We start from the raw sequence: 22265 nt of genomic DNA, 5'->3' as shown, positions 1-22265 counted from the left end.
GCCGCGCCGAGACGCATCGCCAAACGAGGAGTGCGCCGTTCAGTACTCCCCAGGTGCATAGTGCACGAGAGCTCCAAGCCAGATTCCTCGGTCGCTGGACTCCCTTCGGAATGACACAAGTCGTCAGTTCCACACAAGACGTCACTCCTTCTCAACAATCTCCATATCAAATGTCTTCGCCAGGAACGCCCACATGTCGGCGACCTGGTCGATGTGCTTCGAGATGGGCGTGCCGGCGCCGTGGCCTGCTTTTAGTTCTACTCGCAAGAGGATTGGGTCGTCGCCGGCTTGGGCGTGTTGCAGTGCGGCGGCGAACTTGAAGCTGTGCATCGGTACTACGCGGTCGTCGGTGTCGGCCGTGGTCACCATGGTGGGCGGGTAGGCCGTGCCTTGTTCGACGTTGTGGTAGGGCGAGTACGCCAAGAGATACAAGAAGTCTTCCGGCTCGTCGGACGAACCGTACTCGGTTCGCCAGAACTGGCCGGCGGTGAACTTGTGGAAACGCAGCATGTCCATCACGCCGACCGCGGGCAGGCACGCCCCGAACAGTTCGGGCCGCTGGATCATCACCGCGCCGACCAACAGGCCTCCGTTGCTGCCGCCGCGGATGGCAAGCCGCTCGCTGCTGGTGTACTTGTTGTCGATCAGCCACTCGGCGGCGGCAATGAAGTCATCGAACACGTTCTGCTTTTTCTCTTTCTTGCCGGCCACGTGCCAATCTTCACCGTACTCGCCGCCACCGCGGAGGTTCGGTATGGCCACGACACCACCTTGCTCCATCCACACCACGTAGTCCACAGAGAACCGCGGCGTCAGTGATATGTTGAACCCGCCGTAGGCGTATAGCAATGTGGGGTTGTTGCCATCTTTCTTCAGCCCCTTCCGGTGGGCGATGGTCATGGGGATCTTGGTGCCGTCCTTGCTGGCGTAGAACACCTGCTCGACCTCGTACTTGTCGGGGTCGAAATCAATCTGCGGGCGGCGGAGGACGGTGGTTTCGCCGCTCTTGATGTCGAGCCGGTAGATGCTGGTGGGCGTCACCGCGTTGGTGAAGGTGAAATACGTTTCCTGGTACTCCTCGCGGCCGCCAAAACCGTTGGCCGAACCAATGCCCGGCAGGTGCACCTTGCCCAGCGGCTCGCCCTCGGGCGTGAACATCTCCACTTCTGTATGCACGTCCTTAAGGTATTGCGCGATCAGCCGGCCGCCCACCAGATCGGCATCCACCAGCGTGGCATCGCGCTCGGGCACGATTTCGAAAAACTCGTCGGGCTTCGCCGCGTCGATGGCGACAATTCGCTTCTGAGGTGCCGACTCGTCGGTTAGAAAGTACAACTGGTTGCCCTGGCTGGCGAGTAGCGCGTACTCGTGGTCGAAGCTGTCCACGATCGGGCGAAACTCTTCGTCGCCCCCGGTGAGGCTCTTTATCCAGATCTGGTTCTGCGGATCGGTGCCGTTGGAGATGTAAAGCACCATCCATTGGCCGTCGTCAGTGATGCTCACGCCGAACGACCAGTCGGGATGGTCCGGCCGCTCGTACACCAAGCGGTCCTCTGCTTGGGGCGTGCCGAGCGTGTGGTAGTAGATCTTCTGATTCAGGGCGACCGATTGGTGCTTCTCGTCTGCATTGCGCTCGGGATAGCGCGCGTAGTAGAAGCCTGTGCCGGAATGGTCCCAGTCCACACCGCCGAACCGCACCCACTCGATCACGTCGTCGTGCATCTTGCCGGTTTCGATCTCCATAATGTGGATCGTCTTCCAGTCGGAACCCGAAGCGCTCTTACTGAACGCGATCAGCTTGCCATCCTCGCTGACCGAGAACGAAGACAGGGCCACGGTTCCATCCTCGCTCCAAGTGTTCGGGTCGAGTAGCACTCGTCCGACATCGGTGTCGGATTTTGCGACATATAGCACCGCCTGATCCTGCAGGCCATCGTTCTTGAAGTAGAAGTACTTACCCCCCTTTCGGCTGGGAGCCGAAAAGCGTTCGTAGTTGTACAATTCTTCCAATCGACTTGCGAAGACTTCGCGCGAGGGTATTGCAGTCAGATACTTCTGAGCGAACTCGCTTTGACTTTCGACCCAACCGGCAACTTCGTCCGACTCGCGAACATCGGCCTCCAGCCAGCGGTACGGATCGGCAACGTCGGTGCCATGATAATTGTCGATGTGGTCGACCCGCCGTGTGGCGGGATACTCGATGGCCATACTCTCCCCGAGGCTAGACAGTGCTGTGAACAACGTGAGGCAAATGCTGAAAACTAGGCGCATGGAAGTCCCTGCTATGTGGTGCGAAGGCGTTTTCTTAGTAGACGGATAGGATAGTGCGATGGTTCATCAAGATCGCTTCCAGCTGGAAACGTCGGGCCACGGCGATATGTCCGACATCACCGAGCGGGTCGCTGGCGTGATTGCCAGCAGCTCTATTCAAACCGGCACCGCGCATATTTTCAATGTCGGCAGCACCGGAGTGATCGTGGCCATCGAGTTCGAACCGGGACTCGCGGAAGATCTGCCACAGCTGCTCAACCGCCTGGCCCCGCCCAGCCGCGACTATGGGCACGAACTGGCTTGGCATGATGGCAATGCCCATTCGCACCTACAGGCCACGTGGCTTGGCCCGGGGATCACCATCCCGGTGGCCGAAGGTCGACCAGTCCTCGGCACCTGGCAGCAAATTGTCCACCTGGAATGCGATATCCGCCCTCGCAATCGCTACGTCGTGGTAACCGTGCAGGGAGAGTAGCGGCGAGCCCGCTCGCTAGCTACTCGCGCTGCGGTAGCTGGCCAAAGCTCGCTGGAAAATCCAGCGACTCACGACGAGCGAAACCACCGTGGCCAACAGCGCAAAGCCTGCCAGCCACGCATACTCGGCGGTAAGCGGCTTGGCCATCATTCGCGCAGGCACGTTCACCACGACTAGCACTGGTACGATGTACGTAAAGACCGTCCGTAGCGCGTTGCCCAGTGCATTGCCGCCGTAGATCTCCAAGGGATACCGCGAAAAGTTGGTGATGTAGAACCAGAAGTCGTAGAGTGTCTGGTTCCGGCCCAACCAGATGCTGGTGGCCGCCAGCGAAATCATCACGCTGTACAAGATCAACACTCCGCAGACGATGTAGCAGGGATACAGAAAGTATTGGATCGGCTGGAACGCGTCGTGCTCAATATGGCCGCTGGCGTAGATCAGCACCGCGAAGGCGACCACGAAGTTGCCTAGCGACGACCAGTTGATCCGGCGCAGGGAAAGCAGGAACTGCGCGTCGATTGGCTTCAGTAGTGCAAAATCGAGCCCGCCGGTGCGAACCAGCTCGCTCATCTCTTGGGCATTCGGCATGAACAACGCCTGCACCAGGCTGTTGATGAACATCGTGGTCGCGATAAACACAAAGAACTGCCATTGGTTCCAGCCCGTCTCGGGATGGTTGGGATCGCCAATGGTGTTGGTGTATTGAAACACCAAAAGATAAAACCCCAGATTCATCGCCATCCAACCGATGCTCGACACCACTTCGATCAGGAAGTTAGTGCGAAACGTCATGTCGCGAATCAGGCTGTTTCGCGCGAAGGTGAGAAACAGCCGGGGATAGAGCGTCAGGTCTGGCATATCGGTCTTAAGGGAAAACTCCGTCGTTCAGCCGTCGGGATTGTCGAGAAGTTCTTGAAGTCGCGTGGCAAGCTCGGGTTGCAACTTCTTGGTCCACGACTGGTCAACCAAGCCGGTCTCGATCAAGTCAAGCACATGCACCTGGTCCTTGCGGCGAAACGACGTGAGTTTCATCACGACCAACGCCTCCAGTTCCAAGAGTCGGTAGGGCTGCTGAGTCTGGTCGATGCGCAACTCCGGTGCGGCGGCGTGATAGTCCTGTTTAACCTTCTCGCCAGCGAACAGCAAATGCACCGCGTCGCGAGGGCTGCCATCGGGACCGTCGAGGAACATGTGGACGTCCATCAATTCATAATGGACAAACCCGGCGCCTTCGAGCGCCGCTTTGGTGCGATCCAAGTCGCTACGGTCGATCAACAGATCGACGTCCACCGTGTTGCGTGCCGCGCCGGGATCGACAGTCGACACCCAAGCGGCCACGGCGTTGCCGCCAATCACTGCGTACGGCACCTCGGCCGCTTCGAGGGCGGTGGTCGATCGCTGCAGTCGCTCGCGTACCTTTTCCACCGCGCGCACCATCCTTTCCAGAAGGTCGTCGCCAAACCCGACTACGCCAGCGATATTGGTTTCGCTTGCCATCCCACTAGTGTACCATGGCAGCCGTTCTCAGGTGGAGCCCGCCGCTGGCCATTCGGCATTTACACGTGCGGGAGGAAAATCGACAATGGATCGACACTCTTCGATCTCCAAACACTCCACCTCTCCATGCCTGACAATCAAATTCCGTACGGCCAGATTCTCTACCGCCTCGACGACAAGCCGCCTTTTCCCCGCGCGGTGATCCTGGCCGCCCAGCACGTGCTCACCATGTTCGGCTCGACGGTCGTCGTACCTTTGATGTTCGGCAAACAACTGTGGCCAATTCCCGAAGAAGCTTCCGGTATTGTCCAAGCCCAACTCAGGGAGTTGCAGCTCACTAACATCGCTTTGTTGATCTCGAGCGTCATGCTCTGTAGCGGCATCGCCACATTACTGCAGTCGTCGTTCGGCTCGCGGCTACCGATCATCCAGGGAGTATCGTTCTCGTTCCTGGCGGCGTTCGGCGCCATTATTGCCAGTGTGCATGAACAACGCGGTATCGATTGGGCGCCGGCAAGTTCCGACTCGGTGAACCCCGAGACGCTCGCGCCGCTGGTCGAACAGTGGCAGGCGGCCGGCGCGGCGGGCATGCAGACCATCGCCGGTGCGATCTTACTCGGCGCGTTGTTCGAGATCGTCGTAGGCTTCAGCGGCCTGATGGGTTTTTTGCGACGCTTTCTTTCACCGGTGGTCGTGGGACCGGTAATCATGCTCATCGGCCTGGCGCTCTATCAGTTTGGCGCACCCAAGGCAGCTTCCAACTGGCCGGTGAGCACCGGCACCATCGTCTTGATCAGCCTGTTCGCGCTGGTGCTGTCGCGCAAGGTGACATTCCTGCAGCTGTTTCCAATGCTCTCGGCCATCGTGGTAATGGTCACCTACTGCGCGATCCTCACCTGGAACGGCGTGTACACACCCGATACACCTGGCTATGTCGACCTGTCGGCCTTCCATCATGTCGATTGGGTGCGCACCACCGACGTCATCTTGCCTTGGGGTTGGCCTCAATTCACCACCAGCGCAACGGTCGCCGTGCTGGCCGGGTATCTCGCATCGATGATCGAATCGTTCGGCGACTACCACGCCTGCAAGAACATCGCCGGCGCGGGCGACCCCACACCGGAAGAAATCTCACGCGGCATCGGCTTCGAGGGCGTGGGCTGCGCGTTGACCGGCATCTTCGGCGGCTTCAGCAGCACCAGCTACTCGGAGAACATCGGACTGGTAGGGCTCACGAAGGTGGCAAGTCGCTACGTGGTGCAACTGGGCGGTGTGATCTTGATACTGCTGGGACTGTTCGGCAAATTCGGCGCGTTCGCCGCTGCCATCCCCGAGCCCGTGGTGGGCGGACTCTACTGCACCATGTTCGGGTTGATTGCCGCGGTCGGTGTGCGGCAGTTCGCAAGGGCCGACTTGAACAGCGACCGCAATCTGTTCGTCGGTGGTTTTTCCCTATTTATGGGCCTTAGCGTGGCGTTCTACTTTGGCGACTTTAGCACCGGCAGGCAGGACGTCGCTTGGATGCCATCCGAGATCCGCGACGTGGTGCTGGCGATCGGCCAGTCGGGCATGGCCGTGGCTGCTATACTCGGTATCGTGCTCGACAACGTCGTACCCGGCACCCCCGAGGAACGCGGCCTCGCCGAAGGCCCCGGCGTCCTGGTGCCCGAAGGTGGCGACGTGGATGTGGACTGAACGGATACGCCGCTAAACTTTTCAACCACGGTGCACGGAGCATATACTTGGATACCGCTCGTCCACTTGATCCAGGCTTTTCCACGACTGATGCGGAATTGCCTGAATTGCAATACGATGGCGAGGTCCTCGTCGCCAAGTTTCGCGACTGGAGAGAACGCTGGGTGACGGTGCGATTCCTGGGAGTTTACGCGTTTCGTTGGCAAGGAATCGAAATACTCCTTGAGAGCGAACCTTACGATGGCTCGTGTGAGATTGAAAACTCCAAGTGGCTTGCGGAACACATTCGTCAATCCATCGTAGATAACGAAGGGCGAGACCACCATCATTACAGATTCAACTTCAATGCCGTCGGATCATTAGATGTGATCTGCAGTTCCTACAGCGTGGAAGTCAACTAAATCTCTCCGCATTTTCCGGCATCAGTATTCCTTCCACATTTTTGAAACAACCATGAGCACCACCGACAAGCTCACTCTCCCCATCGTCAACCATACGCCGCAGCCTTACACAGGTCCGTCGCGGGACGAAGTGATCGCGTTGCGTAAACAGTACGTCTCACCCGGCGTGATCACGTACTATCGCGAGCCGCTGATGGTGGTCGACGGCCACATGCAGTACGTGTGGGACGAGACCGGCGAGCGGTACCTCGATGCATTTGCCGGAATCGTCACGGTGAGTGTCGGGCACTGCCACCCGAAGGTCGTCGAGAAGGTTCGCGCGCAGACGGGCCAGCTTCAGCACACCACCACCATCTACCTGCACCCCGCGCTGCCACAGTTCGCTGAGAAGCTCGCCGGAAAGATGCCCGAGGGACTCTCGCGCTCGTACTTCACCAACTCGGGCAGCGAAGCGAACGAGATCGCCATCCTCTCGGCCCGAGAGCACACCGGCAACACGGACGTGATCGCACTCCGCAATGCGTACCATGGTGGCACCGCCACCACGATGGGTCTCACCGCGCACGGCACCTGGAAGTTCAAAGCCAACCAGGCGCCGGGCATTCATCACACGCATGCGGGTTACTGCTACCGCTGCCCGTACGGGTTGGAGTACCCATCGTGCGACCTGAAGTGCGCCCGGGATGTCGAAGAAGTGATCAAGTACCAAACGCCGGGCGAGGTGGCTTGCTTCATTGGCGAGCCGATTCAGGGCGTCGGCGGGGCGGTCACTCCGCCGAAGGAGTACTTCCAGATCGTGTACGATATCGTCCGTCGCCACGGCGGTATCTGCATCGCCGATGAAGTGCAAGGCGGTTTCGGCCGCACCGGCACGCACTACTGGTCGCACCAGAATTGGGGCGTCGTCCCCGACGCGATCACCATGGCCAAAGGCATTGGCAATGGCATCCCGCTCGGCGCATTCACCACGACCGAAGCGATCTCCGAGGTAATGAACAACCGGGTGCACTTCAACACCTACGGCGGCAACCCCATCAGCATGACGCAAGGCCTGGCGACGCTCGAGGTGATCGACGAAGACGGGCTACAGCAAAACTCGCTGGAAGTGGGCGGTTACCTGAAGGATCGCCTACTGGAACTTGCCGACAAACACCCGACGATCGGCGAGGTGCGCGGCATGGGCCTGATGCTGGGCCTGGAACTCGTGACCGACCGCAAAACGCGCGAGCCCGCCAGCCAGCTGGCCGCCGATGTGCTCGAAGCGATGAAACACCGCAACGTCATCATCGGCAAGGGTGGCCTGTACGGCAACACGCTACGCATCAAACCTCCCATGTGCATCACGAAGGACGACGCCGAGTACCTGGTGGCGATGCTGGATGAAGTGCTGACTGGCTGCGCGGAGAAAACTAGTTAACCACAGAGTTCACGGGAGCATGTAGGGTGGGTGGTTCTGTCGGCGCGCAGAAGCCAGCCCCCTTGAGTAAGACTTTACAGCCGACAGGTTCACCCTCCGGAGAGACAGCCGGTGGGTGAACCTGCCGGCGACGATTTCTGGCAATAGCTGAAGCTGTATGGCGGCAGAACCACCCACCCTACGACTAAGCCAGTAGGACGGAACTCATTACGTTACAATAACAACAGCGAACCAACGGAATAAATTCCGTTCTACGAAGTTGGAGACACCATGCCTACGCTTGAAACAACCGTCGACGGCTTAAGACTTCCGAATCCCTTCGTCATCGGGTCCGGCCCTCCTGGCACGAATGCCAACGTGATCGGCAAGGCGTTCGACGAAGGGTGGGGGGCTGTGATCTGCAAGACGATCAGCCTCGAAGCCGAAAAGGTCGTGAACGTGCAGCCGCGGTACGCTCGGTTGCGGAGCCGCGACACGGGTGAGATTATCGGTTGGGAGAACATCGAGCTGATTAGCGACCGCTCGTTCGAAACTTGGCTCGACGAGTTTAAGCAGATTAAAGACAAGTACCCCGACGGGGTGCTGATCGCTTCGATCATGGAGGAGTACAACAAGGACGCTTGGCACGAAATCGTCGAGCGGTGCGAAGCGGTCGGCGTGGACGCGTTCGAACTGAACATGAGTTGCCCCCATGGCCTGCCCGAGCGGCGGATGGGCGCGGCGATGGGCGAGAATCCCGACATCCTCGAGGAAGTCTGCGGCTGGGTGATGGAAGTCGCCAAACGGCCCGTGTGGGCCAAGATGACGCCGAACGTCACGCACATCGAAGACCCCACCAGGGCAAGCCTCCGCGCGGGGTGCCAGGGCATCTCGGCCATCAACACCATTCGCAGCGTGCTGGGCGTCGACCTCGAAACCTTGCGGCCCGAACCAACCGTCGAAGGCTACACCACCCCCGGCGGCTATAGTTGCCAAGCGGTCATGCCGATCGCCCTGCGGATGTGCATGGAAATCGCCACCGTGATCCGCAATGAGTTTCCCGGCCGCTCGCTCTCCGGCATCGGAGGCGTCGAGACTGGCAAAGACGCCGCACAGTTCCTACTCTTGGGTTGCGACACCGTGCAAGTTTGCACCGGCGTGATGAAGATGGGCTACCGCTGCGTGCAGTCGATGCAGGAGGAGTTGCTGGCGTTCATGGAGCACCACCAGTTCGAAACGCTCGAGGACTTCAAGGGCCACTCGCTGCAGTACATCACCACCCACTCGGACCTGGTCCGCCGCCAAGCCGAAGCCCGCGCGGCGAAGAAGGCTGAACACGAAAAGAAGATGATCAAGAAGGATACCGAATGGGACGGCGACGACTTTGTGGATCAAACGGACGCACTGTCGCGTGGGTAATAAAGGTCGTAGCCGGATTCGCAAGAATTCGGATCCCATATTGCCGCCAGAATTCTTGTGAATCCTGCTACCAGACACATTGAATGCAAGCCGTAACGTTTAACGAATTCCGCGGGCCCATTTCGCTGTCCGACGTGCCCGAGCCGGAGTGCCCCGTCGATGGTGCGGTGATCGAAGTGCGGGCCACGGGGCTGTGCCGGAGTGATTGGCATGGGTGGCAGGGGCACGATGCGGATATCAAAGACTTGCCGCACGTGCCGGGGCATGAATTTGCCGGGGTGGTGGCCGAAGTCGGCGTCAAGGTGCGGCACTGGAAGGTCGGCGAACGGGTGACGATGCCATTCGTGGCCGGGTGTGGGCAGTGCGTCGAGTGCGCCGCGGGCCATCCGCAGGTGTGCGACGACCAGTTTCAACCGGGCTTTACTGGTTGGGGCTCGTTTGCCGCGCGGGTGGCGGTTCGCTACGCCGATTTCAATCTGATTCGCCTGCCGGAAGAACTCGACTTCGAGACCGCGGCCAGCCTCGGTTGCCGCATGGCGACGTCTTACCGAGCGGTCACCGCCCAGGGCGCCCTTCGTCCCGGCGAGTGGGTGGCCGTACATGGTTGTGGCGGCGTGGGTCTGGCCGCGGTGGCGATTGCCGCGGCGCTCGGCGGCAGGCCAATCGCGGTGGATATTCGCGACGAGCCACTCAAACTCGCCCAAGCGCTCGGCGCTCAGCAAATAGTCAACACCAGCGAAATCGACGACGTGCCCGCGGTTATCCGCGAGCTCACGGGCCGCGGCGCGGACTTGTCGCTCGATGCGCTGGGAAGCCGGGTGACCGCAACGAACTCCATTCTCTCGCTCCGCAAGCGCGGGCGGCACGTGCAGGTCGGTCTGTTGGCCGGCGACCAGGCTAATCCGCCGCTGCCGATGGGGCCAGTCATTGCCAACGAACTCGAGATCGTCGGCAGCCATGGCCTGGCCGCCCGCGAGTATCCGGCGCTGTTGGACCTCGTGGTTACAGGTCGGCTTGCGGCTGCTAAACTGGTGACCCGCACGCTGACATTGAGCGAGGCGCCAGCCGCCCTCGAGACGCTCAACGACTTTGGCGAAGTTGGCGTCGCGGTGATTAACAAATTGTAGCCGGATTCGCAAGAATTCGGATGACTCTCGAGCGGGCCCGAATTCTTGCGAATCCGGCTACGCGCGAACCGCCACCTTGCCTGATGATCGACCCCGTTGCTCAGATTCCCGATGTGCCGCTCGACGAGGCCCTGACGCTAGTGCGCAAGGCCTTCGATGCTGCCGAGATTACTAGTCGCGATATCAATTCTTCCGGCGTGGTCGAGTACTACCGCCAGTGCGAACGGGCGTATCGCATGTTCCATTCGGGCGAGGGTGCGCTGCACATCGGCATGAGCCCCACCGTCGACGGCGCCAATGGCAACACCGAAGACGTAGGCCATCGCCGGCACGTGGAGCTGTTCGCCGAACTTGTTGAGTCGCTTGGAGCCCAGCGCGCCATCGAGTTTGGCTCCGGCATGGGTTACAACGTCCGCACACTCGCCCGCCAGATGCCCAATCGGCAGTTCGTCGGCGTCGACCTCTCGCCGCATCACACAAAGGCCGCGCGGAAAGATGCGGCGGGCCTGAAGAACGTGGAGTTCATTGAGGGTAACTACCAGCAACTCGACTTGGCGGATGAGTCATTCGATGCGGTGCTGGCCATCGAAACGCTTTGTCAAACCGAGGACCAACGCCTGGCCATCGCCGAAGCATATCGCCTTCTCAAACCCGGCGGGCGGATGATGGTGATCGACTGCTTCCGCAATCGGCCGCTCGACGAGGTGGACGAAACGTTTCGCGAGGCGGCGCTCTTGGTGGAGAAGACCGCCGCGGTCGACAAGTTCGCCGTGCTGGAACCTTGGAAACAGATGGTCGCCGACGTGGGCTTCGAAGTTGCCGAATGCATCGACCGTTCGGCGGAAACGGCCCGCGATCTACAGCGACTCTATCGACTGAGTCGACGGTTCTTTAAGATGTCGCTGGCGGTGAAGCTCATTCGCCGCGCAATGCCCGCGCTGGCGATGGAAAACGCTGTGTGCGGCTTGTTGATGCCCTACACCGTGGGCCACGCAGTGCACGGGTACTATACGATAACGCTGGCAAAGTAGGTTGATGTCTGAGTTTCAAACGGTCGCGAAAGTTGGCAGCCTCACCGAAGGGCAGGGGACCACTATCGAGGTGGGCGACAAGCTCATTGCGCTGTTCCTGCATGGCGGCCAGTATTACGCCATCGACGATAGCTGCCCTCACCAAGGCGCGTCGCTCGGCGCAGGCTACCTGGACGAAGAGGGCGCGGTGTCTTGCCCTTGGCACGCGTGGCGATTCAGCGTGTGCGACGGCACCTGGTGCGACAACCCCAAGCTGGGTGTCGACACGTACGAAGTGCGCGTGGAGGGGGAGGAGATTCAGGTGAAGCTGTAGTAGCTACAGTCCCCTCTCCCGGACCCTCACCCAGGTGAGGGCCCGGGAGAGGGGAACACCTTACTTCGCGGTCACTTCGACCGTCTGCTCGACATTGCTCTCGACACCGGCGCCCATGAGTTCGCCGGTTAGCGTGAGGTTCAGTTCGAGCTTCGACTTGGTGAGCCTGCCCGCCGCGGCGTCAAACTCTGCCGAGCCGGTCGCAGTCTGCTGAGTGAGCTTGGGGTCGGCCAGCGGCTTGACTGGCAGATAGGGATCTTCCTCGGCATTCTTGTCCGGGCTGACTGAGAGTTTGATGGCTGGCTCGAACTTGTGCAGGTCGCCTTCGGTGCCGGCGGCTTTCCAGGTGAGCTCGCCGGTGAGCTTGCCGAGTACGCGATTTTTGATGTCGAACTCGCGGACCGAAGAGTCTTCACCTTCGGCGGGCAGCAGCAGGGCGATCTGCTCGGCCACGCGACGCAGGCCGGACCCGGTCAGCAGGTCGCTCATCGGCCGCGTGGCGGGAAGCCCCGACAGGCGTTTTTCCATTTTCTCTGGCAGCTTCACCTCCTGCACTTCACCTCGGGCGGTGACCACCACAGTAACTTCGTTGTCGAGCAGCGACTCGAACATCGGCGTCAGCATGGCCGCCAGCCCGGCGGGAATTTCGTCGGCGTCCGAGTCGTACACCATTTCGAGCCCGCCGGCTTGCTTGATGTTCACGCGGATTCGCTCCACTACCTGCGTGGCGGTCATCGTGCCGGAGTCGTCGACCGACTCGATCCGCCACAGCACATTGAGCGTTTGCGAAGCCAGGCTGGCGAACGCGCCTGCCTGCTCGGCGTTGACTTTGAACTTGGTCTTCTGCACGACCTCGTACCGCAGCTCACTATCGGCGGCGAACTTCCACCGCGGCGCGTCCTGAGCGAACACCGTAGTGCCACCAACGAAGAAAATGACGAAGACCAGCGACCAACGAATCATAGTGATTTGCTCGCACACTCAAGGGATTCTTGCAATAGAAACCGACGACCGACGTGTCGCCCGGAAGTTGGACCCTATTGTACTACAACTCCAGCACCCCGCCTGGCTCCAGTACCACCGGCTCGGCGTTGGTATGCTGCTTGACGCTTTCGGCCCACGCGCCGGCGTCCTGCGCAATAGGCGGCCAGGTGTTGTAGTGGCACGGCAGCACCTTTTTGGGGCCTAGTAGCTTGATCGCCTCGAGGCTGCCCGCCGGGCCCATGGTGAACAGGTCGCCGATCGGCACCACCGCCAGGTCGAGCCCCGGCGCGCCGATGAGCTTCATCTCCAGGAACACCGCGGTGTCGCAGGCGAGGAAGATGCGTTTGCCCTCGCCGGTAATGACGAAGCCGCCAGGGTTTCCACCGTAGCTGCCATCCTGAAAGCTGCTGCTGTGGTGAGCGATGGTGTACTCGACGCGGCCGAATTTCACGTCGTAGCCGCCGCCGGGGTTCATGCCAATCGCGTGATCGCGCGCCACGCCCTCGGCGGCGAGCCAATTGCTGATCTCGAAGTTAGTGAGCACCATCGCGCCGGTCCGCTTGGCGATGCTCACAGCGTCAGCGATGTGGTCGAAGTGCGCATGCGAGACGAGCATCACTTCGGCCTCCACGTCGTCGGCTTTCACCGGCGCCGTGGGCGAGTCGTTCAGGAAGGGATCGACCAGCACGTTCGTGCCATCGATTTCAAGGTGCCAGCAATTGTGGCCCAGCCAGGTGATCTTCATCGGGTGGACTCCGTCAGTAATCGAAAGCGGGCGCGCCCGCGGTTGCGTCGTTTTCCAGCGCCAGTGTGCCCAGTTTCGCACGTCCGGCAGTCTGTTGCCAGGGTGACGGACCCGTTGTCGCGACGCAATCGACACGGATGTCGGTATTGCCGACAGCGCGCGGAGCCGTTGCCGTAGGCACGCATGGGAGATTCGCTCGAAATGCCCTGCTTCGTGAGGAACTTCCTGCATTGGCCTGGCATTTGCGTTGCAGTGCAGACTTAGCCTCGACGACGGGGCCGCAGCAGAGAGAGGCCACCCGCTCGTGATCGACAACGACGACTCCATACCACCAAGTGCCACCCGCTCGAAGAGCGGGCCGGGCTTTACCTTGGTGGAAATGCTGGTGGTGATCGCCATTATCGGGGTGCTGGTCGCCCTGTTGCTGCCCGCAGTGCAGGCCGCCCGCGAGTCGGCGCGGCGGACGCAGTGTTTAAACAACCTGCGCCAGTCGGGCCTCGCCACGCTGCAGTACCACGACGTCCACGGGTACTTTCCACTCGGCCGAGAGTCGCCTGTGTCGCTAGTGTCTCGTGGTCCGAATGTCGTGAATGGTTTCCTGACACTGATCCTGCCCTATCACGAACAGGCCGCCCTCGAAGACCGGTACGACTACGAGAAAGGATTTGATGACCCAGCGAACGAGCCAATTGGCAATTCGTATGTCGCGGTCTATCGATGCCCCTCCGCACCAACCGGGCGTGCAATGGAAGCTTACAACTTGATGCGCTACTCCGGGCAGACGGGGGTGCGCGCGCAACCGACCGATTACTTTGGCATTCGTGGCATCAAGGATCCCGCTGGTCAGAATTCCATTCTCAGCAGCCGCAAATCGCTCCGGCGTGTTGAGGACGGGCTGCTGAACGACGAGACTCGCGTCTCGATCAAGCGCGTGACCGATGGCACATCGAACACGATCGTGCTGTTCGAGGAGGCAGGGCGGCCGATGCATCGGATTCAGGGTCGGCCGGATCGAGAAGGAACCAGGTCGTTCCTGTGGCAAGGTCCATGGGCAGGCAACGTGGCCGTGAACGTGCATGGCTACGACCGAGACGATCCCATCAAGTCGCCCGGCGATTGCTACATCAACTGCAACAGCCATTTTGGGGCTTTCAGTTACCACCGGAGTTTGATCCACGTGATGCTGGCCGACGGCTCGTCCCGGCCGATTCATGACGACATCGATCCGATGACCTTTGTGTATCTCGGCCGCAAGAGCGACGGGATGATTGTCCAACTCGATTGAAGAACTGCTACGGCGTAATGATTCGCACGAAGATATCCAACTCCGTCTCCAAGCAATTGCCGTTGGTGTTGCTTGGACTCCTCGCAGCCTTGCACCCAACGGCCGCTGCCCGCGCAGAGCAATTGGTATTTGATTTGAACCCCAGCCTGTCGGAGGTCGACTTAACCGCGTTCGGGTATGTGTTCTATTCCGGCCCCAGAACGACAAGAGATACGCAGACGATCCCCATTGGAGGAACCATCGTCCTTGATGTCACGCCGCTGGGCGGCGACGTGCAGTCGGTGGATTTCGTTTCCCTCGATTTCGACTATCTCGCCGATGCGGAAGACCCAACGATCCATAGACGCTTCCTGCTCAACGACAACGCCTTGGAGGAACTCTCCGGCGGCGAAGAGTTGGAGGTTCATCTCCCCTTCATCGAAGAACTTGCGCATGGGAATCCCGTTCCCAGGTATGCACCCAATCTGATTGTCAGTGAATTCTCAGGCGGAACGGAAACGGGAACGGGTGCCGACCTGATGCTCACCGATCCGTTCTTCGAGTTTGAGGCCAGCGGCCAGTACTTTGGGGTTCCTTATCGGGGCCTGGATCCCGACGATCCGGAAAGCCCACCCCATCCCTTTCAAGATGGTTTTCCGATGGACTACGGCCCTTACCCAACGGGCACGGAGTTTCCCGACACGATGCCCGGCACGGAGTACCTTCCTGAACTTGCAGAGAAGACAACGATGGACCCGTCGCCCGAGGGCCCAAACTTCCTCGAAGGAACCGTGTCGATTGTCGATGGCATTTACGTCTTTCGCGGTTCGCTGTTCAGCAAGGGCGTGGGCGGCGCGGGCATCTTGCAAACCGCGCAGATTCACGAAGCCAGCTTCTTTGCATCCACCGCCCCCTTTCTGCCAGGCGATTTCAACGACGACGGGGTGGTGAATCTGGCGGACTACACCGCCTGGCGAAACAACCTGGGCGCTGCGGCCGGGAGCCTGGCAAACGACATTGATGGCGGCGTCATCGACACTCGGCAGTATGAAACCTGGAAAGCATCGTTCGGCGGCAATTTGCCGTCCAGCGCCAGCCTCTCCCAAAACCACACCGTGCCGGAGCCACGAACCCTCTTCGTTGCGATGGCCGCATTGCTGCTTGCCTGGTTACGAACCGGCACACCAAGTACATCGAGAACTACTTCCTTTGTTCCTGCATCCTTGAAAGGACCCTGCTGATGAAAGCCCTCCCCAATGTCTTGCTCGCTGCGACGGTCGCAATGCTGGCGACCAACGCCTACGCAGACGTGACCATCGACCACACCTACCGGAGCAATGTCCGCAGCAACGGCGGCTCGCTTGCCGGCAGCTACGCCGTAAGGGCGATTAACACGGACTCACCCAATCCCAGTGGAACTCCCATCGAGCGAGAACGCAACTTCCACACCTTCGACCTCTCCGGCCTGTCCGGTACGATCACCGGGGCGACGCTCCGCGTGTGGGTCGATCCGAAAGACGGAGACCCTGGCTCGGGGATTGGCAACCAAACCGGCGCGCCGTACCAGAGTTCGGACTCGTCGGAAGACATCTTGCTGTACGACGTTTCGAGCGATGCAAGCGACCTGGTGAACAGCCCCACGGCCACGGAGTTTGCCGACATCGGCTCGGGGAACCTCTATGGGACACTCACAGTCAACGACGACGATGCTGGCGAGTACATCGAGGCCGTGCTCAACGCCCAAGCCATCGCGGACCTCAACGCAGCGATTGGCGGATTATGGTCGGTCGGCGGAGCGCTCGACTTCAATGGCAGCTACGGCGCGAATTCGAACTTCATCTCTGAACGAGTGTTGCATGATGACAACAACGAATTGAACGACCTGCCTTCGCAGTTGGTGCTTACCGGCAGTGTTGTTCCCGAGCCGAGTTCCGTGTTGCTGGTACTCGGCACCGTGGCTGGCTGGGCCGTGCTCCGTCGCCGTTAATCTACTCGCTTGCAACGGCAGCAAAACCCCGGAAACGTCTGATGTTTACCCGACGAATTCATATCCTGTTGGGCGCAGTGGTCGCACTACCGCTTTGCGTTCAGGCGTTTACCGGGGCGCTGCTGGTGTTCGAGCGCGAGATCGATACTTGGCTCAACGCTCGCTACTTTTACGTCGATCCGGTCGGCGAGCCGCTTAGCCTGCAGCAGCAGTTCGACTCTCTGTGCACGGTTTATCCCGACATGCGTCCGCATGTCTACGCGGTAGGGCTGCCGATCGCGCCCGACCAGGCGACCACCATGCTGGCCAAACCCAACGAGGAGGTCGGACCCCGCCGAGGAGTGCGGTTCTTCGTGAATCCCTACACTGGCGAGGTGACGGGCAACCAGCCGTATCATTCGACCTTGATGGGCAAGGTGTACAACTTGCACCGCACGTTCTGGCTCCCACGTTGGGGCAAGTGGATCACTTCGACGTCGGCGCTGCTGACCGCCACGCTGGTGATCACCGGTTACCTGCTGCATTGGGTCACGCGTCGCCAAGCGGACACTAAATCTCGCGGCCCGCTGCTCCGACTGCACCGCAGGGTGGGCAAGTACTTCGGTCCGCTGGTGTTCGTTATTGCGCTGAACGGGGCGGCGGTGACCTACATGTTCCTGGTGGTGATCTTCGTGTATTGGGCCAGCGGTACCGAGATGCCCAAGGAAATGCGTGAGGGCCGCTCGACGCAAATCACTGAAGCACCCGGCTCGACGCGGTACACTCTCGACGAGCTGATCGCCCGTGCCAACTTGGACTACCCCGAAGCGCAGCCGCGTTTGCTATTGCAACCGGGACGCCCCGACACGGCGGTGACGGTGATCTTGAAGAAGCCACACGAACCGCGCGACATTGGCGGAACGTTCGTGTCGATGGACCCCACGACCGGCGAGCCGATCGGGCTGACTGATTTCACCGATGGCGAGTTGGGCAACCGGGCCGTGTACTGGATCATCCATTCGCACAAGGGAACCTGGGGCGGCTACCTGGCGGGAAGCGTGGGCAAGCAGGCCACGCGGGTGCTGTGGATCGTCACGGCGTTGGCCGCGACGATGCTCGCTGCCACGGCCGCAGTGAGTTTCGCGCGACGAGCACGCTCGCCAGCGTCCGAGCCAACCGAGTAGCTACCGCAGTCGCTCCGTCAGGTGCACCACCGCCCACAGCATTGCGCCGATGAATGCCCCTGCCAGGCGGATGGAGATAGCCGCGTTGTCGAAGCGTGGTCCCATCTGGTCGACGTCGAGCGACGCCTTCATCACCAGGACCAGCAGCGAGTAAATCATCATCCCGCCGACGACGTACGCGGTTAAGAGCAGCAGGTCTTTGATCGAGAACTGAATCACAGCCGGGGCGCCTCAGCCTGTTGTTCGTATGCTGAGGCTCCAGTGTAGCAGATCAGTCTTGGGAATTCGCGGTTTGCGAGCGCCGCAGGTTCCAGAAACGAACCAAATAGTAGAGCGCCAGGCCAATGGACGCCCCGACGACGTTGTTGACCATGTCCTTCTGCGTGTCCCACTCGTCGAGGTCGCCAGCGCCGATGAACAGCACGCCTTCTCCTTCGCCCACCAACTGCGCGCCGGCGTATTCGAAAATCTCGTGAAACGCCGAGAAGCCGAGCATCACCACCAGCGTGGCCACGACGATGAAGCCGGGCGAGTAGTGCCCATGGAAGTGGTACGCCCGGCAGACGATCAGACTGGCGACGAAGCCGAAGAAGCCGTGCACCCAGTAGTCGTACTCCACGCCGAGCGGATAGGTCATGTAGCAGCCGAACATGCCAATGTCGTGCAGCAACAGGAACACGCCCAACAGAGCGTAGTGCAACGGGTGCAGGTCGATCTTCTGGCGAATCGCGTAGACACCCCACAGCAGGATCATCAAAAAGATGAAGTCCCACTTGTACCGCGAGTCGGTCGCCAGGGCGTAGATTTCCAGGCCTACCAGGATAAGCGAGAAGAGCCAGGCGATGATCGTGTTGGCGCGGTGCATGGAAGAGTCCGCCGACGTAGGCCAAGTACTGGTTCTCTCCATTGTCGCACGTCGCAGCACCGGTTGCCAGCGGCAAGTCCCTACTCACGCCCGCCCGCAGCGTGCGGCGCACCGGGGTTCAAGTCGAGCACTTGCCGCTCCGGCGGGACCAAGGCGTTTTCGAACTGGCAATCCCACTTGCTCCCTTCGTCGATGCCGGCGATCGTTTGGCCCGATTCGATCACCGGGCCATTCTCCAAGACATAGATGGCCGTGTTGAACAGCACGGCCGAAACGTCGTTCGGGTCCAGATCGCGAAAGTGGCATTGAAGATCGTGTAGTCCGATTTCCGTCAGACCACGCGTATCCATCAGCATGTCGCCCGGCGTGTTGCTGATGTTAAAGAACCGCACGTTCAATGAGCCGGGCCGCTTGATCGGCGGCTGGTCAACCGCGTCGAGGTAATCCTGTCCAAGCACCACTTGCTGGCTGTGCTTGGCCACCATGGCCAGCGGCTCGAGCTGCTCGGCGGCCGCTTGAACAACTCCATGAAAGAGTTCCAGGCGGGTCTGCGGCTCAAGCGTCTGCGCGAGCATCTCGGTCACCAGCAGCGAATGCGTCGCGCCCTGTAGCAACGACTCGGCATCACGGCAAAACCACGACTGTTGGATCTCGCCCGCGTAGCCCTCCAAATCAATCGACTTCTCAGCCTCCAGCAACCAAGTTTGCGGCGGTGCAGCGCCATCGGCGAACTTTACCATGTGTTCGACGTGGGCAAACAGATGCGCCTTGTCGCCTTCTCCCTCCGGCATCTCGATTTCTGAGCCCAGGATCTCGCTGGCACGTGCGCGGATTGCCTGGTAGTCGATGGTGGGAGGCTGGTGGAAGTGGAATTCGATGATTTGCATGGACATGGGCAGTCGTTCCGATATGTAGAAGTTCAGCCAAGGTCTACTTCAGCAAAGTCGTCGGCGATCAGTTCGACTTCACCCGTCTCATGATCCCACCAATACACGCCGTGCTGCAAGGTGTCGGGATGATCGATCATCGGCAGCAGGACGAGCAAGTCGCCCCCTCCGTTGGTGCCGATCGCCACGGCTTCGGCAGGAAAGCCGCACCAGCCCTCGCGCGCAGAGCGAGTCTCTCGATCGATACTGTTGCAGGTACGCAGGATTCGCTTGCGATCACTGGCGTCGAAGAATGGGAATAGCACGAAGCTGTCGATCAAGGTGGTGACGCTGCCGCCGTTCATCTTGGCCATGGCCGTGACAAACGACGCCGGAAAGCGCACACCGAGCTTCTTCTCGGTCTCGTTGATCCACTTGATATCGACAGGGAAGGGCATTGCCAAGGCATCCGGAATTCTTGCGTACGCCATCTCGTTCGATTTTAGAGCCTCTCACAGCTCACCACGACCTTCCAGCCGCCGAGATCGCGAATCCCAGTTTCCCCACCGCGCCAAACCAGGGCCACCAACCCCGTTTTTTCTTCCCTCCGCGCCATAGAAACTGGACAAACCGTCTGGTCTAATATGCGTTGCGCCGCGGTCTGCCAGCGTATTCCGATGCCCGGCCTGCAGAGAGGCGGTCCAGAATGTACGGAGCCCAGGCACGATCGGGTGGATCGTTTTGGGCCAACTGGCGCAGGGGTGGGCGAAACCCTCGGAGTTTTGTCCCCCCTGGAAATTGAAAAACCCCTAAAAAACAGACCAAAAACGAAATCGGGCGGGACCAAAACCCCCAGGGTTTTGGGCCAATGGATCGAGTTTTGGGACAAAACTACCAAAACGGTCCCCGAACCGCTGCCAGGTTGCGGGGTCCTGCCGGAGACAGCGAGCTCGAAGGCGTACCCTCCGATCCAGCCACGGAACCAAGCTCCGTAGCACAACCTACTCCCTTACTCACCTACTCACCCAATCACCTACTCCCATTCGCCATGCTCAACAAATACTCCAGCCACATTACCCAGCCCAAGAGTCAAGGCGCCAGCCAGGCCATGTTGTACGGTACCGGGCTTACCGACGAGGACATGCAGAAGGCGCAGGTCGGTATCGCCAGCGTGTGGTACGAAGGCAACACCTGCAACATGCACTTGATGGACCTGGCCGCCAAGGTAAAGGAAGGCGTGGTGGCCGCCGGGATGGTGGGCATGCGGTTCAACACCATCGGTGTGTCCGACGGCATCTCGATGGGCACCAGCGGCATGAGCTACTCGCTGCAGAGCCGCGACCTGATTGCCGACAGCATCGAAACCGTGATGGGCGCGCAGTGGTACGACGGAGTGGTCACGCTGCCGGGCTGCGACAAGAACATGCCGGGCTGTTTGATCGCCATGGGACGACTCAACCGCCCAGGCCTGATGGTTTACGGCGGCACCATCAAGCCGGGCTTTACGCACTTCGGTGGCGAACAGCAGAAGCGCGACATCGTTTCCGCGTTTCAGTGTTACGGCGAGCTGCTCGCCCAATCGATTAGCGAGGACGAGCGCAAAGAGATCGTGCGCACCAGTTGCCCCGGCGCCGGTGCGTGCGGCGGAATGTACACGGCCAACACCATGGCCAGCGCCATCGAAGCGATGGGCATGACGCTACCGTACTCCAGCAGCATTCCGGCCGAAGACCCTGCCAAGCTCGAAGAGTGCGTGAATGCCGGCAAGGCGATGCTCCAACTGCTGGAGAAGGACATCAAGCCGCGCGACATCATGACTCGCGCGGCGTTCGAGAACGCGATGAATCTCATCATGGCCGTTGGCGGCTCGACCAACGCGGTGCTGCACTTGCTGGCCATGGCCCGGGCGGTGGACGTCGAGCTGACGATCGACGACTTCCAACGGGCGAGCGACCGCGTGCCACTGCTGGCGGATCTCAAACCTTCCGGGCGGTTCGTCCAAGAGGAGCTTCACGAAGTGGGTGGCACGCCGGCGGTGCTGAAGCTGCTGATGGAGCACGATCTGGTCGACGGTACCTGCATGACGGTTACCGGCAAGACGATGGCCGAGAACCTGGCCGAGTTGCCCGGTTTGAAAGAAGGCCAAGAGGTAGTCCGCGCGTTCGACGATCCCATCAAGGCGACCGGGCACATTCGCATCATGCGAGGCAACTTCTGCCCCGACGGTGCGGTGGCCAAGATCACCGGCAAAGAAGGACTGGTGTTCACCGGCACGGCCAATTGCTTCGACAGCGAAGAGGACATGCTGCACGCGCTGGAGGAGAAGAAGATCAACAAGGGCGACGTGGTGATCATTCGCTACGAAGGCCCCCAAGGCGGCCCCGGCATGCCTGAGATGCTCACGCCCACCAGCGCCATCATGGGCGCGGGGCTCGGCAAAGACGTCGCCCTGATGACCGACGGCCGCTTCAGCGGCGGCTCGCACGGTTTCATCGTCGGCCACGTCACGCCCGAAGCGCAAGTGGGTGGCCCGATCGCCCTGGTGCAAAACGGCGATAAGATCACGATCGACGCCGAAGCGAATACGATTACCGTTGACGTGAGCGACGACGAACTGGCCAAACGGAAAGCCGAGTGGAAGGCCCCACCGTACAAGGCGACGCGCGGCACGCTGTATAAGTACATCAAGAACGTGAAGAGCGCCAGCGAGGGGTGCGTGACTGACGAGTAGACGGTGAATTCACACGAGCTGCAGCGGGAATG

At 60.5% G+C, this 22265-nt stretch carries 22 protein-coding genes; 13 read left to right on the top strand and 9 right to left on the bottom strand.

Going from position 1 to position 22265, the window contains the following annotated elements:
- Window positions 1–141: 141 nt before the first annotated feature.
- The gene (locus ACQK2L_RS16900; RefSeq protein ID WP_425398205.1) at window positions 142–2271 is read right to left on the bottom strand and encodes a prolyl oligopeptidase family serine peptidase; all 2130 of its coding nucleotides are present in this window, start codon (window positions 2269–2271) and stop codon (window positions 142–144) included.
- A gap of 58 nt (window positions 2272–2329) precedes the next feature.
- Here ACQK2L_RS16900 and ACQK2L_RS16895 point away from each other — a divergent pair, with 58 nt between their 5' ends.
- On the top strand, window positions 2330–2746 hold the full coding sequence (locus ACQK2L_RS16895; protein ID WP_425398204.1) for a secondary thiamine-phosphate synthase enzyme YjbQ: 417 nt from the start codon (window positions 2330–2332) through the stop codon (window positions 2744–2746).
- A 15-nt stretch (window positions 2747–2761) separates the two neighbouring features.
- Here ACQK2L_RS16895 and ACQK2L_RS16890 read toward each other — a convergent pair whose 3' ends face one another.
- On the bottom strand, window positions 2762–3607 hold the full coding sequence (locus ACQK2L_RS16890) for an ABC transporter permease (RefSeq protein WP_425398203.1): 846 nt from the start codon (window positions 3605–3607) through the stop codon (window positions 2762–2764).
- Window positions 3608–3634: 27 nt separating this feature from the next.
- Window positions 3635–4246: a hypothetical protein gene (locus ACQK2L_RS16885; RefSeq protein WP_425398202.1), complete on the bottom strand. Its 612-nt coding sequence runs from the start codon at window positions 4244–4246 to the stop codon at window positions 3635–3637.
- Between the two features lie 126 nt (window positions 4247–4372).
- Here ACQK2L_RS16885 and ACQK2L_RS16880 point away from each other — a divergent pair, with 126 nt between their 5' ends.
- The 7 genes from ACQK2L_RS16880 to ACQK2L_RS16850 all read left to right on the top strand — a co-directional run bounded on the left by ACQK2L_RS16880 (window position 4373) and on the right by ACQK2L_RS16850 (window position 11628).
- Entirely contained in the window at window positions 4373–5941 is a 1569-nt protein-coding gene (locus ACQK2L_RS16880; protein ID WP_425398201.1) for a uracil-xanthine permease family protein, read from the top strand.
- Between the two features lie 47 nt (window positions 5942–5988).
- A complete protein-coding gene (locus tag ACQK2L_RS16875) occupies window positions 5989–6342 on the top strand; it encodes a hypothetical protein (RefSeq protein WP_425398200.1) in 354 nt (117 codons plus the stop codon).
- 52 nt (window positions 6343–6394) lie between these two features.
- Window positions 6395–7759 carry an aspartate aminotransferase family protein gene (locus tag ACQK2L_RS16870; RefSeq protein ID WP_425398199.1) on the top strand — a complete coding sequence of 455 codons (1365 nt, stop codon included), beginning with the start codon at window positions 6395–6397 and terminating at the stop codon, window positions 7757–7759.
- A 270-nt stretch (window positions 7760–8029) separates the two neighbouring features.
- Window positions 8030–9157: an NAD-dependent dihydropyrimidine dehydrogenase subunit PreA gene (gene preA, locus ACQK2L_RS16865; RefSeq protein WP_425398198.1), complete on the top strand. Its 1128-nt coding sequence runs from the start codon at window positions 8030–8032 to the stop codon at window positions 9155–9157.
- Between the two features lie 83 nt (window positions 9158–9240).
- Window positions 9241–10284: a zinc-dependent alcohol dehydrogenase family protein gene (locus tag ACQK2L_RS16860; RefSeq protein ID WP_425398197.1), complete on the top strand. Its 1044-nt coding sequence runs from the start codon at window positions 9241–9243 to the stop codon at window positions 10282–10284.
- Window positions 10285–10367: 83 nt separating this feature from the next.
- Window positions 10368–11315, top strand: coding sequence for a class I SAM-dependent methyltransferase (locus ACQK2L_RS16855; RefSeq protein WP_425398196.1), 948 nt, complete (start codon window positions 10368–10370; stop codon window positions 11313–11315).
- Between the two features lie 4 nt (window positions 11316–11319).
- Window positions 11320–11628 carry a Rieske (2Fe-2S) protein gene (locus tag ACQK2L_RS16850; RefSeq protein ID WP_425398195.1) on the top strand — a complete coding sequence of 103 codons (309 nt, stop codon included), beginning with the start codon at window positions 11320–11322 and terminating at the stop codon, window positions 11626–11628.
- A gap of 60 nt (window positions 11629–11688) precedes the next feature.
- Here the strand turns inward: ACQK2L_RS16850 and ACQK2L_RS16845 are convergent, their stop codons facing one another.
- The gene (locus ACQK2L_RS16845; RefSeq protein WP_425398194.1) at window positions 11689–12591 is read right to left on the bottom strand and encodes a hypothetical protein; all 903 of its coding nucleotides are present in this window, start codon (window positions 12589–12591) and stop codon (window positions 11689–11691) included.
- A gap of 82 nt (window positions 12592–12673) precedes the next feature.
- On the bottom strand, window positions 12674–13357 hold the full coding sequence (locus tag ACQK2L_RS16840; protein WP_425398193.1) for a metal-dependent hydrolase: 684 nt from the start codon (window positions 13355–13357) through the stop codon (window positions 12674–12676).
- 247 nt (window positions 13358–13604) lie between these two features.
- Here ACQK2L_RS16840 and ACQK2L_RS16835 point away from each other — a divergent pair, with 247 nt between their 5' ends.
- Genes ACQK2L_RS16835 through ACQK2L_RS16820 form a run of 4 tightly spaced genes read left to right on the top strand, consistent with a single transcriptional unit; the run spans window position 13605 to window position 17771 of the window.
- The gene (locus tag ACQK2L_RS16835) at window positions 13605–14642 is read left to right on the top strand and encodes a DUF1559 domain-containing protein (RefSeq protein WP_425398192.1); all 1038 of its coding nucleotides are present in this window, start codon (window positions 13605–13607) and stop codon (window positions 14640–14642) included.
- A 17-nt stretch (window positions 14643–14659) separates the two neighbouring features.
- Window positions 14660–15862 (top strand): hypothetical protein, encoded by a 1203-nt coding sequence (locus ACQK2L_RS16830; protein WP_425398191.1) that lies wholly within the window; start codon window positions 14660–14662, stop codon window positions 15860–15862.
- Window positions 15862–16608, top strand: a complete 747-nt coding sequence (locus ACQK2L_RS16825) for a PEP-CTERM sorting domain-containing protein (protein ID WP_425398190.1) — start codon at window positions 15862–15864, stop codon at window positions 16606–16608. Before ACQK2L_RS16830 ends, ACQK2L_RS16825 begins: the two co-directional genes overlap by 1 nt.
- A gap of 41 nt (window positions 16609–16649) precedes the next feature.
- Window positions 16650–17771, top strand: a complete 1122-nt coding sequence (locus tag ACQK2L_RS16820) for a PepSY-associated TM helix domain-containing protein (RefSeq protein ID WP_425398189.1) — start codon at window positions 16650–16652, stop codon at window positions 17769–17771.
- Here the strand turns inward: ACQK2L_RS16820 and ACQK2L_RS16815 are convergent, their stop codons facing one another.
- The 4 genes from ACQK2L_RS16815 to ACQK2L_RS16800 all read right to left on the bottom strand — a co-directional run bounded on the left by ACQK2L_RS16815 (window position 17772) and on the right by ACQK2L_RS16800 (window position 19960).
- Window positions 17772–17990, bottom strand: a complete 219-nt coding sequence (locus tag ACQK2L_RS16815) for a hypothetical protein (protein WP_425398188.1) — start codon at window positions 17988–17990, stop codon at window positions 17772–17774.
- A 52-nt stretch (window positions 17991–18042) separates the two neighbouring features.
- A complete protein-coding gene (locus tag ACQK2L_RS16810; protein WP_425398187.1) occupies window positions 18043–18636 on the bottom strand; it encodes a DUF2238 domain-containing protein in 594 nt (197 codons plus the stop codon).
- Between the two features lie 80 nt (window positions 18637–18716).
- Window positions 18717–19529 carry a DUF4261 domain-containing protein gene (locus tag ACQK2L_RS16805; protein WP_425398186.1) on the bottom strand — a complete coding sequence of 271 codons (813 nt, stop codon included), beginning with the start codon at window positions 19527–19529 and terminating at the stop codon, window positions 18717–18719.
- Between the two features lie 26 nt (window positions 19530–19555).
- Entirely contained in the window at window positions 19556–19960 is a 405-nt protein-coding gene (locus tag ACQK2L_RS16800) for an SMI1/KNR4 family protein (protein WP_425398185.1), read from the bottom strand.
- A 590-nt stretch (window positions 19961–20550) separates the two neighbouring features.
- On the opposite strand from ACQK2L_RS16800, the gene ilvD reads away from it, so the two are divergent.
- Window positions 20551–22233 carry a dihydroxy-acid dehydratase gene (gene ilvD / locus ACQK2L_RS16795; RefSeq protein ID WP_425398184.1) on the top strand — a complete coding sequence of 561 codons (1683 nt, stop codon included), beginning with the start codon at window positions 20551–20553 and terminating at the stop codon, window positions 22231–22233.
- The last annotated feature ends 32 nt before the right edge of the window (window positions 22234–22265 follow it).

The organism is Aeoliella sp., assembly GCF_965227375.1.
In the GTDB taxonomy this organism is placed as follows: domain Bacteria; phylum Planctomycetota; class Planctomycetia; order Pirellulales; family Lacipirellulaceae; genus Aeoliella.
Note: the sequence above shows the minus strand (reverse complement) of the source record. Positions and strands in the feature narration are given on the sequence as shown.

What these genes read in the sequence shown, in the direction of transcription:
- ACQK2L_RS16900 (WP_425398205.1), bottom strand. Translation starts at nt 2,271, where the DNA reads ATGCGCCTAGTTTTCAGCATTTGCCTCACGTTGTTCACAGCACTGTCT.
- ACQK2L_RS16895 (WP_425398204.1), top strand. Translation starts at nt 2,330, where the DNA reads ATGGTTCATCAAGATCGCTTCCAGCTGGAAACGTCGGGCCACGGCGAT.
- ACQK2L_RS16890 (WP_425398203.1), bottom strand. Translation starts at nt 3,607, where the DNA reads ATGCCAGACCTGACGCTCTATCCCCGGCTGTTTCTCACCTTCGCGCGA.
- ACQK2L_RS16885 (WP_425398202.1), bottom strand. Translation starts at nt 4,246, where the DNA reads ATGGCAAGCGAAACCAATATCGCTGGCGTAGTCGGGTTTGGCGACGAC.
- ACQK2L_RS16880 (WP_425398201.1), top strand. Translation starts at nt 4,373, where the DNA reads ATGCCTGACAATCAAATTCCGTACGGCCAGATTCTCTACCGCCTCGAC.
- ACQK2L_RS16870 (WP_425398199.1), top strand. Translation starts at nt 6,395, where the DNA reads ATGAGCACCACCGACAAGCTCACTCTCCCCATCGTCAACCATACGCCG.
- preA (WP_425398198.1), top strand. Translation starts at nt 8,030, where the DNA reads ATGCCTACGCTTGAAACAACCGTCGACGGCTTAAGACTTCCGAATCCC.
- ACQK2L_RS16860 (WP_425398197.1), top strand. Translation starts at nt 9,241, where the DNA reads ATGCAAGCCGTAACGTTTAACGAATTCCGCGGGCCCATTTCGCTGTCC.
- ACQK2L_RS16855 (WP_425398196.1), top strand. Translation starts at nt 10,368, where the DNA reads ATGATCGACCCCGTTGCTCAGATTCCCGATGTGCCGCTCGACGAGGCC.
- ACQK2L_RS16850 (WP_425398195.1), top strand. Translation starts at nt 11,320, where the DNA reads ATGTCTGAGTTTCAAACGGTCGCGAAAGTTGGCAGCCTCACCGAAGGG.
- ACQK2L_RS16845 (WP_425398194.1), bottom strand. Translation starts at nt 12,591, where the DNA reads ATGATTCGTTGGTCGCTGGTCTTCGTCATTTTCTTCGTTGGTGGCACT.
- ACQK2L_RS16840 (WP_425398193.1), bottom strand. Translation starts at nt 13,357, where the DNA reads ATGAAGATCACCTGGCTGGGCCACAATTGCTGGCACCTTGAAATCGAT.
- ACQK2L_RS16830 (WP_425398191.1), top strand. Translation starts at nt 14,660, where the DNA reads ATGATTCGCACGAAGATATCCAACTCCGTCTCCAAGCAATTGCCGTTG.
- ACQK2L_RS16825 (WP_425398190.1), top strand. Translation starts at nt 15,862, where the DNA reads ATGAAAGCCCTCCCCAATGTCTTGCTCGCTGCGACGGTCGCAATGCTG.
- ACQK2L_RS16820 (WP_425398189.1), top strand. Translation starts at nt 16,650, where the DNA reads ATGTTTACCCGACGAATTCATATCCTGTTGGGCGCAGTGGTCGCACTA.
- ACQK2L_RS16810 (WP_425398187.1), bottom strand. Translation starts at nt 18,636, where the DNA reads ATGCACCGCGCCAACACGATCATCGCCTGGCTCTTCTCGCTTATCCTG.
- ACQK2L_RS16805 (WP_425398186.1), bottom strand. Translation starts at nt 19,529, where the DNA reads ATGTCCATGCAAATCATCGAATTCCACTTCCACCAGCCTCCCACCATC.
- ACQK2L_RS16800 (WP_425398185.1), bottom strand. Translation starts at nt 19,960, where the DNA reads ATGCCCTTCCCTGTCGATATCAAGTGGATCAACGAGACCGAGAAGAAG.
- ilvD (WP_425398184.1), top strand. Translation starts at nt 20,551, where the DNA reads ATGCTCAACAAATACTCCAGCCACATTACCCAGCCCAAGAGTCAAGGC.